The following is a 16,691-nucleotide window of genomic DNA, read 5'->3' as shown; positions in this document are numbered from 1 at the left end:
GTGCGGCTTGCATGATGATTGGGCAAACAAAGTGACTGTCTGTGCTTATTGCTTACACTTAATTGTAGTGTAGTAACAAAAAATCTTTAAAATCAGATGGTTAATTTTCTTGGCACATTGTGTGCTTTAGAAGAGAGATAGAAACATAGAGATTAAAATTTTGGTGAGTCTAGCAACGGTAGTTAGTTATCACCCACATTATTGATTGTCCAATGTAGGACTTTCTTTGAATGGCAAAGGCGCCTGCGAACACATAGATTGTGATTTGCATGCGCCTTTTTTTGTTTTGTAGTGTTTAACCCCTTAAGCGGAGCGTGATTATGAACCTAAGATGTTTGAAAACGGCTATTGGTTTGCCGATCTTTGTTAATGCCACTCAAAAAATAAGTCTGTCTATCGTATTGGGTTCTGTACTAATAACTGGCGCTGCTCATGCAGAGCTAGGTTATGCAGAAAAAGAAGAGCTGAAATTTGGTTTTATCAAATTAACAGATATGGCGCCATTGGCTATTGCCTACGAAAAAGGCTATTTTGAAGATGAAGGTTTGTATGTCACTTTAGAAGCGCAAGCGAACTGGAAAGTATTATTAGATCGAGTCATTGATGGTCAGTTAGATGGTGCGCATATGCTAGCGGGTCAACCGCTAGGGGCAACTATCGGATACGGTACGAAAGCTCATGTAGTGACAGCCTTTAGTATGGATTTGAATGGTAATGGCATTACCGTCTCAAACGATGTTTGGGATGAAATGAAGAAAAACATTCCTAACGGCCCAGATGGTAAGCCCGTTCATCCAATCAGTGCTAGCGCGTTAAAACCTGTTATCGATGGCTATAAAGCCCAAGGCAAGCCTTTCAAAATGGGGATGGTGTTTCCTGTATCCACTCATAACTACGAATTACGTTACTGGCTTGCTGCTGGTGGCATTCACCCTGGTTATTACGCACCAGAGCGAGGTGATACTAGCGGTCAAATTAACGCCGATGCCTTGTTGTCTGTGACACCGCCGCCACAAATGCCAGCTACCATGGAAGCTGGAACTATTTCTGGCTATTGCGTAGGCGAACCTTGGAACCAGCAAGCGGTATTTAAAGGTATTGGCGTGCCAGTTATTACCGATTATGAAATTTGGAAGAACAACCCTGAGAAAGTGTTTGGGGTAAGCAGTGATTGGGCTGAAGAATATCCAAATACTCATATCCGCGTTGTGAAGGCTATGATTCGCGCGGCGAAATGGTTAGATGAAAACAACAATGCGAATCGCCCTGAAGCAGTAAAAATCCTTTCTCGCAGCCAATATGTTGGTGCGGACTATGATGTTATTGCCAACAGTATGACAGGCACTTTTGAGTATGAGAAAGGCGATAAACGCGAGATTCCAGACTTCAACGTATTCTTCCGTCATAACGCAACTTACCCTTATTACAGCGATGCGATTTGGTACTTAACGCAAATGCGCCGTTGGGGACAGATTGCTGAGCCAAAATCCGATGAGTGGTATATGAAAACGGCGAAAGACGTTTATCGTCCAGACATTTATGCACAAGCGGCAAAATCTTTGATTGAAGATGGTGTGATGATGGCGTCTGAGTTTCCAGATTTTGAAAAAGAAGATGGTTTTAAACCACCACAAAGTGACTTTATCGATGGGGTTACCTATGACGGTAAACGCCCTAATGATTACTTGAAAAGCTTCAAAATCGGCTTAAAAGGCGACGACAAAATCTAACGTAAACAAGATAAAGCGGCTACACAGCGTAGCCGTTTTATGAGTTAAATTGAGTGAGTAAAAGATGATGATAGCAAGCGTAACCATGGCCTCGTTAAAAGACAAAATTAGTGCCTTTTCTTTGAAAGGAATCTTACTGCCTGTCTTCGGCATTGTAGTGTTCATCTTGTTATGGCAAGCCGGCGCGAGTCGGGTACATACCTCGTTGGGAGAGTTTCCTGGGCCTGTTGTAGTTTACGAGCAATGGAACAGCTTGCTAACCGAACATCAAAATGAGCGCATAAAAGAAGAAAAATTCTACGCGCGTCAAGAAGAAAGAATTGCTGAGCGACAAGCGAAAGATCCAAGCTATGTTGGCAAGCTAAGAGACTATACAGGCAAGCCTACTTTTTTTGATCAAATATTTACCAGCCTTTATACCGTACTAGCAGGGTTTGGTTTGGCGAGTTTGATTGCTATTCCATTAGGTATTTTAATCGGATTAAACCGTTCCGTTTACAGCGCGTTGAACCCTGTTATTCAGGTTTTTAAACCCGTCTCTCCTCTAGCATGGCTGCCTTTGGTAACTATGGTAGTGAGTGCGAGTTATGTATCTGATGATCCTATATTTTCCAAATCGTTTTTAACCTCCATGTTCACCGTAACCTTGTGTTGTATGTGGCCTACTTTGATTAACACGGCTGTGGGTGTTGCTGCTGTCGAGAAAGATTTGTTGAACGTTTCCAAGGTTTTGCAGCTTGGCTGGATGACTCATGTGATGAAAATCGTCATTCCATCCGCAATTCCTTTGATGTTTACCGGTCTGCGTTTATCGCTCGGTATTGCTTGGATGGTGTTAATTGCTGCAGAAATGCTGGCGCAAAACCCAGGTCTTGGGAAGTTCGTCTGGGATGAATTTCAGAACGGTAGTTCGAATTCTTTGGGGCGAATCATGGTAGCGGTATTGATGATTGGTTTTATTGGCTATTTGTTAGACCGAGTCATGTTAACAATTCAGCGCTTTGCTTCTTGGGATAAAACTCAGGTACTTCGCTAGAACAAGATAGCTAAAAGAAAAATGCTAACGGGAGAATGAACATGGCAACACATTTAGACATCAGTCATATATCGATTGAATTTCCAACTCCAAAAGGGCCGTTTAAGGCTTTAGATAATGTAAGTTTAAAAATTGAGAAGGGCGAATTTGTTTCACTCATTGGTCACTCTGGTTGTGGTAAATCTACGGTTCTGAATATTGTCGCGGGTCTATACGATGCGACTGAGGGCGGCATTTTATTAGATGGCCGAGAGGTGAAAGGGCCTGGCCCTGAACGTGCGGTGGTGTTTCAAAACCATTCATTATTACCTTGGTTAACGTCCTATCAAAATGTTGAGTTGGCGGTTAAGCAGGTATTTCGTAAAACCAAAACCAAAAAAGAAATGCATGACTGGATCATGCATAACCTTGAGTTGGTGCACATGACGCATGCGGCTGATAAACGTCCAGATGAAATTTCAGGCGGTATGAAGCAGCGTGTTGGTATTGCTCGAGCTCTGGCTATGGAGCCTAGTGTTTTGCTTATGGATGAACCCTTTGGTGCGTTGGACGCTTTAACCCGTGCACATCTTCAAGACTCTTTGATGGAAATTCAAAAAGACCTTAACAACACAGTGATTATGATTACTCATGATGTGGATGAGGCTGTGTTGTTGTCGGATCGTATTGTCATGATGACTAATGGCCCAGCTGCCACGGTAGGAGAAATATTGCATGTGGATTTAGAGCGTCCTCGTGATCGTTTAGCGTTAGCGAATGACCCTAGATACGTTGATTATCGTACGCAAGTATTAACTTTCCTCTATGAAAAGCAGCGCAAAGTTGAGCCAATTCAAGTGGCGGCTAAAAATAATAAGGCGACAGATAATGTCAAAGTTGCCAATGCATAACAAACGTCATCTTGTCATTGTTGGTGCCGGAATGGCCGGTAGCAAATTGGCGCATGATTTGTGGCAATCCCATGGTCACTTGTTCCAGATCATTTTGATCGGGGAAGAAGCTAACGTGGGATATAACCGAATTCTGCTGTCTTCATTATTGGCCAATGAGATTTCTCAGGCTGATATGCCGTTAGTGGATATGCAACGCATGTGCGATGAAGGAGTACAGGTGCTTGCTAATGATCCAGTAACCAGCCTGAATGTAGGAGCGAAAACCCTTACGTTAAAAAGTGGGCAGCTCATTGGGTATGACAAATTGGTATTGGCAACTGGCTCAAGGGCCAGCTTATTACCAATCAAAGGCAGAGAAGCGCCAAATGTTATGGCTTTTCGTACTTTGAAGGACGTGGAGGTTATGACTCAGCTAACTGGCTGCCAGAAAATTTGTGTTATTGGTGGCGGTTTGTTGGGATTAGAGGCGGCGGCTGGTTTGGTAAAGCGCGGACACAAAGTAGTCGTGTTTCATCGCTCTAATTGGTTGCTAAATAGACAGCTAGATGAAGAAGCGGCAGGGCTTTTGCTTAATAGATTTAAGCAAATGGGCATTGAATTTCGACTTGGGGAGTCGCCAGTTTCATTTAGGCAGCAGGATGATGGTCGAGTTTCCCATGTGGAGTGTCAAAGTGGGGAGTCATTAGCGATTGATTTAGTGGTTATGGCAGCTGGGATTTCGCCAGAGATTAACTTGGCAAAAGCAGCAGGTTTGGAGACCAATCGCGCCATTATTGTCGATAAAAAAATGCAAACTTCTCATGCAGATATTTATGCTTTGGGGGAGTGTTGCGAATTTGACCGACAAACATTTGGTTTAGTCGCACCTATCTGGACACAAATTAATGTCTTGCTGAAGGTGTTGGCTGGTGAAGAGGCTGTATTTGATATTGAGCCTACACCAACCAAATTAAAAGTGTCCGGCGTTCAACTTTTATCTGTGGGAAAGATTCAAGCTTCAACAGAAGATAGTTGTATCGTTTTCAAAGATGTGGGCGCAAATCATTACCGCAAACTAGTAGTCAACGAAGGCATACTGGTTGGCGCAATTCTTTATGGCAACGTCGCCGATGGAAACTGGTATTTCCAGTTAATTCAAAATAAGACCAATGTCTCTAACATGCTTGATTTGCTGGTGTTTGGTGAAGCCTATTGCTGTCCCCAAGTGGCCTAAATTGAGTCGTTTTTGGTGTTGTTAGCCGTTAGGCATGTTACTTAAAAAGAGTTACAGCGAGGAAAATATAATGACGTCAACCGTGTCTTTTCTTACTACAAAACCTCATCTCATTGTCGTTGGCAATGGCATGGTCGGTCACCATTTTGTTGAGCAGATAATCGCTCAAGGTGGTCACGAAACCTTTCAAATTACCGTGTTCGGTGAAGAATCTTATTTAGCCTATGACCGAGTGCATCTTAGTGAGTATTTCACTGGAAAAGGTGCGGCTGACTTAGCGATGACGGATGGCACTTTATATGATGAACATGGCGTGCGTTATTTCATCAATAGTTTAGTGACCGAGATAGACCGTGAAGCGAAACAATTGATATTGCAAAATGGTGAATCTTTAGCTTATGACAAGCTTGTGCTAGCGACTGGGTCTTACCCTTTTGTACCGCCTATTCCTGGTCATAAGCGTGATAACACCTTTGTGTACCGTACTCTTGATGATTTGGATGCCATTCGAGCTTGCGCAAAACAAGTAACACGAGGAACGGTTGTCGGTGGTGGTTTGCTTGGATTAGAGGCAGCCAATGCGCTGAAAAACCTTGGTTTGGAAACCAGTGTGGTTGAGTTTGCGCCTCGTCTCATGCCAGTACAGCTGGATGAACAGGGCGGAGCTGTTCTAAAAGAGATGATAGAAGGTTTAGGGGTGCAAGTTTACACCAACACGGCAACTACAGAGATTGTCGATGGGGAGACGGCTTTTCACCGAATGAACTTTGCTGATGGATCTCATCTTGAAACAGATTTAATTTTGTTCTCTGCAGGTATTCGACCGCAAGATGCTTTGGCGCACCAATCAGGGTTGAGTGTTGGTGAGCGTGGCGGTATTTGCGTCAATAACCATTGCCAGACCAGTGACGAAAATATATACGCTATTGGTGAGTGTGCGCTTTGGAATAACCGTATTTTTGGCTTGGTAGCGCCGGGTTATGCCATGGCAAAATCGGCTGCAGGGCATCTGATGGGTGATGCGGGTGTGACCTTTACTGGCGCAGACATGAGTACAAAACTGAAACTCTTGGGCTGTGATGTTGGCTCTGTGGGTGATGCACATGCACAGTCTCAAGGTTGTAAAGTCTTTGTATATCAAGATGAATTGAGTCAAAGCTATCGCAAGATGGTGGTATCTGAAGATGGCAAAAAGCTGTTAGGGGCTGTGTTGGTTGGTGATAACAGTTACTACGACACCTTGTTGCAGTATTACCTCAATGGGATTGATCTTCCTACACAGGCGCAAGCTCTGATTTTGCCTGCAATGGATGGGGCTCCTGTTGGATTAGGGGTCGATGCCTTGCCAGCAACTGCATCGATTTGTAGTTGCCATAATGTTTCTAAGCAAGATATTAGTGATGCCGTGTGCAATGGTGCCTTGTCTGTGGGTGATGTAAAAGGTATCACCAAGGCTGCTACGGGTTGTGGTGGCTGTGCTGCGTTATTGAAAAAAGTCGTTGATAACGAATTATTAGCGTTGGGAGTTGAGGTCAGCACAGATATTTGTGAGCACTTTGCCTACACCCGCCAAGATTTATATAACTTAGTGAAAGTAGGTGAAATTAAAACTTTTGCTGAGTTATTGAAAACGCATGGTAAAGGTCATGGTTGTGAGATATGCAAACCGGCTGTGGGTTCTATTTTAGCCAGCGTTTGGAATGATTACGTACTGAAAAAAGAGCATATCAGTTTGCAAGACACAAATGATCGCTTTCTTGCCAATATGCAAAAAGACGGTACTTATTCCATCGTACCTCGTATTCCCGGTGGTGAAATTACCCCTGAAAGATTGATTGTATTGGGGGAAGTGGCAAAAGAATACGGTTTATATACCAAGGTAACAGGCGGTCAACGTATCGATTTATTTGGTGCAACCTTGTCACAATTGCCACAGATTTGGGAGAAGCTCATCGCGGCAGGGTTTGAAACCGGTCAAGCCTATGGCAAGTCTTTGCGTACGGTAAAGTCTTGCGTTGGTAGTACTTGGTGTCGTTACGGGGTGAATGACAGTATGAAAATGGCGATTGATTTAGAGAATCGTTATAAGGGACTGCGCTCACCTCACAAGATTAAGTTTGCTGTTTCTGGTTGTACACGCGAATGCGCTGAAGCTCAAAGTAAAGACATTGGGGTGATTGCGACCGAAGGCGGTTGGAACCTATATGTGTGTGGTAATGGTGGTATGAAGCCGCGTCACGGAGATCTTTTTGCGAAAGATTTGGATGACGAAACCTTGGTGAAATATATCGATCGAGTATTAATGTTTTACACCAAAACAGCTGATCGATTACAGCGTACCTCGGTTTGGATGGAAGGTTTAGAGGGTGGTTTAGAGTATCTAAAAGATGTGGTGATTAACGACAAGCTGGGATTATGCGCTGAGCTTGAAGCAAGTATGCAGCACGTAGTGGATACCTTCCAGTGTGAATGGAAAACCACTTTGAAGGATCCTGAAGCACTCAAAACTTTCCGTCAATTTGTTAACTATGAGGGAAGCGATAGCAATGTGGTGTTTGTTGAGGAGCGTGACCAAATGCGCCCTGCAACTGAGTTTGAAAAACAGCAATTAATTGCGAAGGTGGGCTAATACGATGACGATGCCATGGAAATTAATTTGTAAACAAGAAGATTTAATTGAAGGGGCTGGTGTTGCAGCCATGTTGAATGGCGAGCAGGTGGCGGTTTTCTACGTGCCTGAGTCGGACAATAAAATCTTTGCGATTGGTAATTGGGACCCAATTGGCAAGGCAAATGTCTTGTCTCGGGGGCTAGTTGCTCACCTTCAAGATCAGTGGGTGGTGGCTAGTCCATTGTATAAACAGCATTATGAGCTGAGCTCAGGCCAATGTCTTGAAGAGGATATCAAGGTGCCTCATTGGCAAGCAAAGTTAGAAGGGGGAGAGGTGTTCATCGCAACACACTCATAACGGTGCACGTATTTGTGTGTTTGCACTATTTAGGCGCTATTTTTAGGTTTAATAAGAAAGTGTTCTGTCGATGATAAAGCTGCAGCTGCTAAAAGATAAGGATTTTCGCCTTTAATCAGTGCTTGTCAAAGTTGGCTTGCTTATTGCTAATATTAAAGTACTGATGCACCGTAAACCGATGAAGGCTTACACATAAAGCATACAGATATTACAAAAGGCAACGAGGCCCAATCACTTTTTTGAAAGTGATTGGGCCTTTTTTGTTTTTAAGAAATACAAAAGCACGAGGAAGATCCATGACGGCAACAAAGAAGACAGCCATTAGCGGAAAAACAACCTGTCCCTATTGTGGTGTTGGCTGTGGGGTTAACTTAACTATTCCGGACTCAGTCAATCAGGATGTTCCTCCTGTTTCTGGTGATCTAGATCATCCGGCAAATTTTGGTCGTTTATGTGTTAAAGGTAGTAGCCTTGCTCAGACGATTAAATCTGATGACCGTTTATTGGCTCCTATGCTTAATGGCCAAGCTGTGTCTTGGGAATCTGCGATAGAAACCGTTAGTTCAAAAATCTCCCAAATTGTAAAAGATCATGGGCCGGATGCTTTTGCTTTCTATCTTTCTGGGCAAATTCTCACGGAAGATTATTACGTTGCTAATAAATTGGCCAAAGGGTTTATTGGTACGGCGAATGTTGATACTAATTCGCGGCTCTGTATGGCCTCTGCCGTAGTGGGGTATAAGCGCGCCTTTGGTTCGGATACTGTACCTTGTAATTATGAAGATCTAGAACTCTGTGATTTATTAATCATGGTTGGGTCGAACGCCGCTTGGACTCATCCCATTTTATTTCAACGAATTGCTTCTGCGAAAAAGCAACGGCCTAACATGAAAGTTGTGGTGATTGATCCACGAGAAACTGCAACGTGTGACATTGCTGATTTGCATTTGGCGATTAAGCCTGGCAGTGATGCCGCCATATTCTCCTTTTTATTGAATGATTCAGCTCAAGCCGGCATTTTGGATGAGGATTTTATCGTTAATCATACGAATGGTTTCGCAGAAACTTTGAGCCATGCAGTAGAGTCAACTCCAAATCTGTCTTTTACCGCGGATTTTTGTGGAATCGATGAGAAAGCGCTTGCTTGCTTGGCAAGCTGGTGGCGAGAGCATTCAAAGACAATTACCTTTTATTCCCAAGGGGTTAATCAGTCTTCTTCGGGTGTTGATAAATGCAATGCCATTATCAATTGTCATCTGGCGACGGGGCGAATTGGTAAGGAGGGAGCGGGACCTTTTTCGATTACCGGTCAACCAAATGCTATGGGCGGGAGGGAAGTGGGTGGCTTGGCGAACCAGCTAGCGGCTCATATGGACTTCGCTACGCCAGGAGCGTTGGATCTGGTGCAGCGTTTTTGGCAAGCACCCAATATGGCAACAGAAAATGGCTTGAAAGCAGTCGACTTATTTCAAGCCATGGAAGAGGGGAAAGTCAAAGTGGTGTGGATTATGTCGACTAATCCTATGGTTAGCCTGCCAGACACTGCGCAGGTTCGTAGAGCGTTGGAGAAATGTGAGTTAGTCATTGTTAGTGATTGCAAAGCACATACAGACACAACCGCTATGGCTGATGTGCTACTTCCAGCGACTGGCTGGAGTGAAAAAGATGGAACGGTGACGAATTCAGAGCGGCGTATTTCACGTCAACGGGGAATGTTACCGGCTCCTGGGCAAGCGAGACATGACTGGTGGGCAATTTGCGAAGTGGCAAAACGCCTTGGATTTGCTTCGGCTTTTAGTTATCAGAATGTCCATGAAATCTTTGCTGAGCATGCGGCTTTATCGGCCTTTGAAAATCATGGTAAACGTGACTTTGATATTGGTTATTTTAGTCAAATAACCAAAGCTGAATACGATGCTATCACACCTGTACAGTGGCCAGTGCCTAAAGGTCGGCCAGAAGGCACCAAGCGAATGTTTGCTGATGGGCGTTTCTTTACTCCAGATGGACGAGCAAGATTTGTTGCTATCACACCTTGTTTACCCAAAAATCAAAGCTCTCAGGAGTGGCCTTTTACCTTAAATACAGGGCGTGTTCGTGATCAATGGCACACCATGACACGCACAGGTGATGCCGCCTCTCTTGCAAAACATACGTCACAACCTTATGTTGAAATTCATCCAAAAGCTGCCCAGCGCCTAGGAATAGAAGATAAAGCTGTAGTACGCATCACTTCGCCCCATGGAGAAGTCCTGTTAAAAGCCAAAATAAGTCACGCCGTTGCGCCAAATAGTGTTTTTACGCCAATTCACTGGACACAGCAATTTGCTAACGCATCGGTCGTTTCGAACTTAATTCCTCAGGTGGTCGATCCGTTATCAGGTCAGCCAGAATCTAAACATGCTCAGGTGCAGCTGGCAGCGGTTAGTGATGCTTGTTACGGCTTAATTATTTCAGCCGTACCACTTGCCTTAGCTGATTGTCTATATTGGTGCCAAGTGCCGTCAGAGCATGGTTATCATTATGAAGTAGTTTGGAAAAATGGACAGACTCAGGCCAATTTGAAGGCTATTGATTGTCATATCAGTGAAAGCCTTACTGGACAGAGTGATTGGATAGAGTATTCCAACCCGATTACTCAACAAAGTCGAGTGGCGAAACTGGTGGATCAAAAGCTTGTTTTGTTAATTTATTCTCATCCCAAGCCAGAGTCTCTTTCTACTGAATGGCTGAGCTCTAATTTGGCGATTAATGCGCCGTTATCATTGCAAGATCGTTTAGCTCTTTTGGTTGGTTCTCCTGCGAATATTGAAGAGAAAGGTGACATAGTTTGCTCGTGTTTTCAGGTAGGTACGAAGCAGATAGAAAAAGCCATTGCTGCGGGAGCTGATTCTGTTGATGCGTTGGGAGCCAAACTTAAATGCGGTACGAATTGTGGCTCATGCCTTCCTGAATTAAAGCACTTTATCCCTGTAGTGGCGGAGTTATCAGTATGAGAGAAAAAATAGCAGCCAATGATTTTACCCAGTATGTGCAAATCTTGGGACGTGGGAAAAAGGGAGCCCGTAGTTTAACGACAGAAGAAGCTGAGCATGCCATGAGCTTGATGCTGTCTGGTCAGGTTGCTCCAGAGCAATCTGGGGCCTTTTGGATGTTAATTCGCATCCGTGAAGAGACGGTAGAAGAAACTGTTGGTTTTACCAAAGCCACCAGAGCCTATTTGGCCAAACAAAAGTCCTTGGGTACCAAAGTAGATTTGGATTGGCCTGCTTACGCTGGTAAGCGGAATGAGCTGCCTTGGTTTTTATTGGCCGCTCTCGCGTTAGCCAATACGGGTGTGAAAATTGTTATGCATGGCCATACATTTGACGGTGAAAATCGCATTTATGTTGAGCAAAGCATTCAACAACTTGGCTTAGCAATTAGTCATTCGAGGGAAGATATAACGCGGGAGCTTGAGAGTAGAAACTTCGCTTACATTCCTCTTGCCCAAATAGATAAGTCTTTAGGGCATATGATGGATTTAAAGTATGTTTTAGGATTACGTTCCCCTGTAAACACCGTGGTGCGTATGATGAATCCATTTTTTGCTAGTCACAGTGTTCATGGGGTTTTTCACCGCGGCTATGATGAGCTGCATCTCTCCGCCTGTGAGTTACTTGGGGATGCTTCTGTATTGGTGTTTCGTGGTGGTAACGGTGAAGCGGAAGTGAACCCAGAGCGGGATGTGACGCTAGGTAAATGGCAGAATGGTGTGGCAAGTTGGTCGGATTGGCCAAAAGCGGAAAAAGAGCATAAGCGTTTAAAAGATAATTTAGATCTATCTCGCTTAACTGATCATTGGCGAGGGGCTCAGCTTGATCAATTCGGAGACCAAGCAGTGAGACAAACCATTGCGTCGGTGGCCGGACTTCTTTATGGTGAAACATCACATGAAGGATGCCTTGCTTTGGCTGATGAGATCTGGTCTAAGCGCGATAAAGGCTTTTTTGATAACCTTATTTAAGAGCAAGTAGTATGGTGTTTACCTCTTTATCTGGCGCTGTGTTAGCGGGTGGAAAAGCAGAGCGAATGTCGCGCCAAGATAAAGGCTTATTATTTTTTCAAAATGAGCCTATGGCTTTATCTGTTGGGAAAGCGTTGCAACACGTAGCGGATAGCGTGTTTATTAATGCGAATAGAAATACAGAGCAGTATGCGCTATTAGGCTATGACGTCATTAAAGATGATCCCGAATATCAAGGTAAAGGGCCTTTGTCTGGCTTATTCACTTGCTTGGCCTATGCAAAAACATCGCATTTATTAGTTTCACCTTGCGATACACCTCGTATTAGCGGTGAGGCTTTTGTACAGCTGAAAGAGGCGAGCTTATTGTTACCCGACAAAATCTATTATTTAAGTGGGGCTTCGGGAGCGCATCCTTTGCACGCTATTTTGCCTGTTGACACTGCGCTTGCTGCTCTTAAGGGGTTTTTAGAAGAAGGGCAGCGTTACAGTGTATTAGGTTTTTATGATGCGTTTGGCTGTCAGCCTATTGTTTGGGAAAATAGCGCAGAGTTACTCAATGTTAATTCGCCCAATGAGCTGCTTTAAAGAGTAAACAAAAGTCGTTTTAAGGCTGACTCATCGAATCAATATCAAGATGATAAGATTCACCATCTTCTTTATGCTCTAACTTGACTAAAAGATAATCAAATTTCGGAGCAAACCAAAAAGAGGTTTTTTTGCCATCTTCTAGGTTATCTGTACGAATTACTTTAATGCCAGAAATCCTTCCTAACTTTGTATCTATGGTTTCCATTTTTTCGCGCTTAAAACGCCAGTTTTTTATATGTCCACCATCAGCAATTTGATAATCAAAGATACTTTTCCCTTGTTTTAGATCCTCTCTCACTTGTAGTTGGATAGACAATTTATCAAGGGTTTTAGGAGGAATTGTCATGTTCCAAGGTTTGTCTTTTATGTCATTGCGGACACGGTTATTTTCCCAGTCGAAAGTTAATGTTGCCCTTCTTTTATTGCCTAAAGCTGAGCTTCTATATTCGTATTTAGAGGGAATGATTTGATGGTCTTTAACTCTAAAGACTGAGGATTCATCAAGAGATGCAATGAGACTGTCCGCTGAGAAGACAAATTTCCATAAATCATCGGACTGTTTGGTAAGGGTTTGTTTGCCTTCTACTTTTAAGCTTATGCCTTTTTTCCAAACAGTACTGTAAACCGCTGAATAAGGTTTTAAAAAGTCTTCTTGCTGTGGGGTTGCTGAAAGAGAAAGTATGGGAAGACTCATTACAATAACCATTAAGCACATTTGGATCTTACGAGCTACCATACTTTCTCCTACTTCATAATAGAGCTTGATTATATAGAATGCCGTTTTCAGGTAGGGCTTTCTCATCAAATAAAGCAATTCCTTTTTGGAATGTTAATCGTTCCTCACTAAACCATTTTACCGCCAGTGGATAAATAATATGCTCCAAAGAGTGAACTTTTTTAGCCAAGGACTCTGCTGTATCATCTGGCGCGATTTCGGTACTAGCTTGAAGGATAACAGAACCTGCATCCAGTTCAGGGCTAACAAAATGCACTGATACACCATGTTCTTTTTCACCGGCACCAATCGCTCGTTGATGTGTATTTAATCCTTTGTACTTAGGCAGTAATGATGGGTGAATATTTAACATTCTACCTTCATAATGTTTCGCAAAAGTTTCAGTTAGAATACGCATAAAGCCTGCGAGAACAACCAGCTTCGGTTCATATTGATCAATGATTGTTTGCAGCTCGGCGTCAAATTCTTCTCGGCTGCTAAACAGTTTATGATCTACCGTGTGTGTAGGTATATCTGCTAATTTAGCTCGCTCTAAGCCATAAGCATCTGCTTTATTGCTGATTACGGCGCAGATTCTGACATTGAGTTGCCCTTGCAAGCTTTGATCAATCAAAGCTTGCAAGTTGCTGCCGCTGCCAGAAATTAAGACAACGATTGGAAAACTCATGCCTGTATCTCTAGATCAGAGATTAAAACTTCTTTGCCACCATTGCGTGGACAAACATCACCAATGATCCAAGCGTTTTCACCTTCGGCTTTTAGGATTGCAAGCGCTTCATCTGCTTTCTCGGCATCGATAGAAAGTATCATGCCGACCCCACAGTTTAGAACACGGTACATCTCTTCTTGCTCAACATTTCCTTGTTCTTGTAACCAATCAAACACAGCAGGGCGTTTCCAACTTGCGGCATCAATACGAGCTGCCGCATCTTCAGGCAGAACACGTGGGATATTTTCTAGTAAGCCACCGCCAGTGATATGAGCCAGTGCGTTAACCGATATGGATTCCATTAATTTGAGAATGGATTTAACGTAGATGCGAGTGGGTTCCATTAACGCATCTTTTAAAGGTGTGCCGTCGATCTCTTGGTTAAGATCGGCTTTGCTTACTTCCAGTATTTTACGAATAAGAGAGTAGCCGTTTGAATGTGGACCAGATGAGCCTAGAGCAATAAGTTTATCGCCAGCTTTTACCTTAGTTCCGTCAATGATGCTTCCTTCTTCTACTACACCAACACAAAAACCAGCCAAATCGTAGTCGCCGTCATGGTACATACCTGGCATTTCAGCCGTTTCTCCACCTACTAGTGCACAACCAGCCTGCAGACAGCCTTCACCAATACCTGTAACAACATTCGCAGCGATATCAACATCTAACTTGCCTGTTGCATAGTAATCTAAAAATAACAGTGGTTCTGCGCCAGCGACGACTAAATCATTGACACACATTGCTACAAGGTCGATGCCAATAGTGTCATGTTGATTCAAGTCCATTGCTAGGCGTAGTTTTGTGCCAACGCCATCTGTTCCTGAAACAAGAACTGGATTTTTGTATTTTGTTGGAAGGCGAGTTAAGGCACCAAATCCACCAAGTCCTCCCATTACTTCTGGACGGCGGGTTTTTTTGCTTACGCCTTTAATGCGCTCAACAAGTTGGTTTCCGGCGTTGATATCTACGCCTGCGTCTTTATAACTAATCGATGGTTTATCCGACTTGGTCATTGCCTATGCCTTATCATGGTACGAGGAAAAAAAGGCATTTTAGCATAGTGACGCATTAGGGCTATGGTTCTTTGTGATTAAGACAGTAGAATAGTCAAATAAACGAAGGAAGGGCTATGAATTCTCGTATATTTTTACTACTAATTAGTGTTTTTTTAATCTCATCAGCAAATGCCGTCCCTGTGCAAGGGCTTTATAGCGCTGAAATTAATTTACCCGTGGCACAGTCTGAATCCGTTATGCTAAATGAAGCATTTGGTTTAGCGGCTGAAAATGTGCTTGTTAAAGTTTCTGGTAATAGAAAAGCTATTACAGGTGATTTATTGGATCAAGCTAAGAGTAAGGCATCCACTTGGGTTGCTCAGCATTCAGTCGCGTCTCTTAACGAGCTGCTGCCTTCTGAGAATGGGCTTGTTCCTGGAAAGAAAATTAGAGTGACATTTTACCAGGAATCAATTGATGGGTTTCTTACTCAAAATAATTTGCCAGTTTGGGGGGATAATCGACCGTCCGTATTAGTTTGGTTAGTGAAAGAAGACAATGGTGTAAGAAGTCTATCTGGTTCGAAAGCACCGTCGGATGTTCTTAATGAATTTGCCCGTTCTACTAATAGTCTTGGTGTACCAATTTATGCCCCTTTATTGGATGATGTTGATAAAGAAAGCCTCAGTGTTTCTGATGTATGGGGCTTTTTTGAGGACAGGATTTTAAATGCAAGTAAGCGCTATCAGACGGATTCTGTTGCTGCATTACGTGTAAGTTCTTTTGCCGGTCAGGTTAGTGGTGATTTGCTTGTTTTGCTTCAAAACGGTGAAACGGAGCGTTTTGATTTGAGTGGCGGTTCATTAACAGAACTGGTGGATCAGGCGAGTGTTGATCTGGCCAAGGTTTTTTCATCTCGCTATGCTTCTGTACGGAATAGTGCTTCAGCAAGTAAATTAAATATTCAGGTCTTAGGTATAAAAAATTATCGCGTTATGAATAAAGTACAGTCATATTTTGAAAGTATTGGCGTAGTTAGAAACGTAACGCTTGTTCAGGTTGATGGCGAGAAAGTCGAATTTTCAATAGAAATAGATGGGGATAAACAAAAGCTGTTTAATTCGATCTCTTTAAGTCGACTTCTAACTGCAGCACCGTTAAATGCTTTAGACCCTGATGCAAACCGAGTTGTGTCCTATCAATATAGTGGAATTAATTAAATGACAGATATTTTAGATGAACAAGTAGTGGAACGAGATTTTACTGCTCGTAGTGTCGAAGAACAAAATGATTTTATGGCTCAAACATGGTGTAACACTTGTTTGGAAGTTGATTTAGGGATGAAGAATCCTAAAGAGTTTGAATCAAAAGATCGAGTCTGGATTGAAGGTGAGTGTCTTAAATGTGGGCAACCGACTATTACCGAAATAGTTGAAGAAGACGAATAGAAGGAGTGGTGTAGTAGCTCCTGTTACTCAAAGTATTTCGTTTCTAGGATAAAAAAACCGCGACGAATTGAAGTGACCCCCAATAGTTGGACTATCCAATTACTGGGGGTCTTTTTATGTCTAAATACCACAGAGCGTTTAAGTTAAAATTAGCCACACTTGCTCAATATGAAAGTTCAAGAGAACTCGGTCGTAAATTCGGAGTGTCATCAGGACAAATCCGTTACTGGTCATTAGTTTTTCAAATACATGGCGTTGAAAGTTTTCGTCATAAAGGCCATCCTTATTCATCTCACTTCAAGTTAAACGCATTGAAATCCATGCAAGCAAATCAATGGTCTCTTGCTTATTGCTGTGCTTATTTTG

The 16,691-nt window shown here is 43.0% G+C and carries 15 protein-coding genes; 12 read left to right on the top strand and 3 right to left on the bottom strand.

Annotation, left to right across the window (positions count from 1 at the left end; genetic code table 11):
• Positions 1-320: 320 nt before the first annotated feature.
• The 9 genes from C0J08_RS13370 (at position 321) to C0J08_RS13330 (ending at position 12,434) form a co-directional block, all read left to right on the top strand.
• Positions 321-1,730: a CmpA/NrtA family ABC transporter substrate-binding protein gene (locus tag C0J08_RS13370; protein ID WP_212652437.1), complete on the top strand. Its 1,410-nt coding sequence runs from the start codon at positions 321-323 to the stop codon at positions 1,728-1,730.
• Positions 1,731-1,794: 64 nt separating this feature from the next.
• On the top strand, positions 1,795-2,766 hold the full coding sequence (locus tag C0J08_RS13365; RefSeq protein WP_212652436.1) for an ABC transporter permease: 972 nt from the start codon (positions 1,795-1,797) through the stop codon (positions 2,764-2,766).
• A gap of 41 nt (positions 2,767-2,807) precedes the next feature.
• Positions 2,808-3,656, top strand: coding sequence for an ABC transporter ATP-binding protein (locus C0J08_RS13360; RefSeq protein WP_212652435.1), 849 nt, complete (start codon positions 2,808-2,810; stop codon positions 3,654-3,656).
• Entirely contained in the window at positions 3,634-4,872 is a 1,239-nt protein-coding gene (locus C0J08_RS13355; RefSeq protein ID WP_249344286.1) for an NAD(P)/FAD-dependent oxidoreductase, read from the top strand. Before C0J08_RS13360 ends, C0J08_RS13355 begins: the two co-directional genes overlap by 23 nt.
• A gap of 70 nt (positions 4,873-4,942) precedes the next feature.
• Complete coding sequence (gene nirB / locus C0J08_RS13350) at positions 4,943-7,501, top strand: nitrite reductase large subunit NirB (protein ID WP_212652434.1); 2,559 nt, start codon at positions 4,943-4,945, stop codon at positions 7,499-7,501.
• Between the two features lie 4 nt (positions 7,502-7,505).
• Positions 7,506-7,841: a nitrite reductase small subunit NirD gene (gene nirD / locus C0J08_RS13345; protein ID WP_212652433.1), complete on the top strand. Its 336-nt coding sequence runs from the start codon at positions 7,506-7,508 to the stop codon at positions 7,839-7,841.
• A 296-nt stretch (positions 7,842-8,137) separates the two neighbouring features.
• Complete coding sequence (locus C0J08_RS13340; protein ID WP_212652432.1) at positions 8,138-10,837, top strand: nitrate reductase; 2,700 nt, start codon at positions 8,138-8,140, stop codon at positions 10,835-10,837.
• On the top strand, positions 10,834-11,847 hold the full coding sequence (locus tag C0J08_RS13335; RefSeq protein WP_212652431.1) for a glycosyl transferase family protein: 1,014 nt from the start codon (positions 10,834-10,836) through the stop codon (positions 11,845-11,847). Before C0J08_RS13340 ends, C0J08_RS13335 begins: the two co-directional genes overlap by 4 nt.
• A gap of 11 nt (positions 11,848-11,858) precedes the next feature.
• Complete coding sequence (locus tag C0J08_RS13330) at positions 11,859-12,434, top strand: molybdenum cofactor guanylyltransferase (RefSeq protein WP_212652430.1); 576 nt, start codon at positions 11,859-11,861, stop codon at positions 12,432-12,434.
• A 19-nt stretch (positions 12,435-12,453) separates the two neighbouring features.
• On the opposite strand, the gene C0J08_RS13325 is transcribed toward C0J08_RS13330, so the two are convergent.
• Genes C0J08_RS13325 through purM form a run of 3 tightly spaced genes read right to left on the bottom strand, consistent with a single transcriptional unit; the run spans position 12,454 to position 14,895 of the window.
• Positions 12,454-13,173: a DUF3108 domain-containing protein gene (locus C0J08_RS13325; protein ID WP_212652429.1), complete on the bottom strand. Its 720-nt coding sequence runs from the start codon at positions 13,171-13,173 to the stop codon at positions 12,454-12,456.
• Between the two features lie 13 nt (positions 13,174-13,186).
• Positions 13,187-13,840, bottom strand: a complete 654-nt coding sequence (gene purN / locus C0J08_RS13320; RefSeq protein WP_212652428.1) for a phosphoribosylglycinamide formyltransferase — start codon at positions 13,838-13,840, stop codon at positions 13,187-13,189.
• Positions 13,837-14,895: a phosphoribosylformylglycinamidine cyclo-ligase gene (purM, locus tag C0J08_RS13315; protein ID WP_212652427.1), complete on the bottom strand. Its 1,059-nt coding sequence runs from the start codon at positions 14,893-14,895 to the stop codon at positions 13,837-13,839. Before purM ends, purN begins: the two co-directional genes overlap by 4 nt.
• A gap of 116 nt (positions 14,896-15,011) precedes the next feature.
• On the opposite strand from purM, the gene C0J08_RS13310 reads away from it, so the two are divergent.
• The 3 genes from C0J08_RS13310 to C0J08_RS13300 all read left to right on the top strand — a co-directional run.
• A complete protein-coding gene (locus tag C0J08_RS13310; RefSeq protein ID WP_212652426.1) occupies positions 15,012-16,097 on the top strand; it encodes a DUF2066 domain-containing protein in 1,086 nt (361 codons plus the stop codon).
• Positions 16,098-16,325, top strand: coding sequence for a hypothetical protein (locus C0J08_RS13305; RefSeq protein ID WP_212652425.1), 228 nt, complete (start codon positions 16,098-16,100; stop codon positions 16,323-16,325).
• A gap of 116 nt (positions 16,326-16,441) precedes the next feature.
• Positions 16,442-16,691, top strand: a 250-nt coding sequence (locus C0J08_RS13300; protein WP_502711617.1) for a hypothetical protein, incomplete at its 3' end; no start/stop codon positions are given.

It is taken from the genome of Marinomonas sp. CT5 (assembly GCF_018336975.1).
Lineage (GTDB): Bacteria > Pseudomonadota > Gammaproteobacteria > Pseudomonadales > Marinomonadaceae > Marinomonas.
Note: the sequence above shows the minus strand (reverse complement) of the source record. Positions and strands in the feature narration are given on the sequence as shown.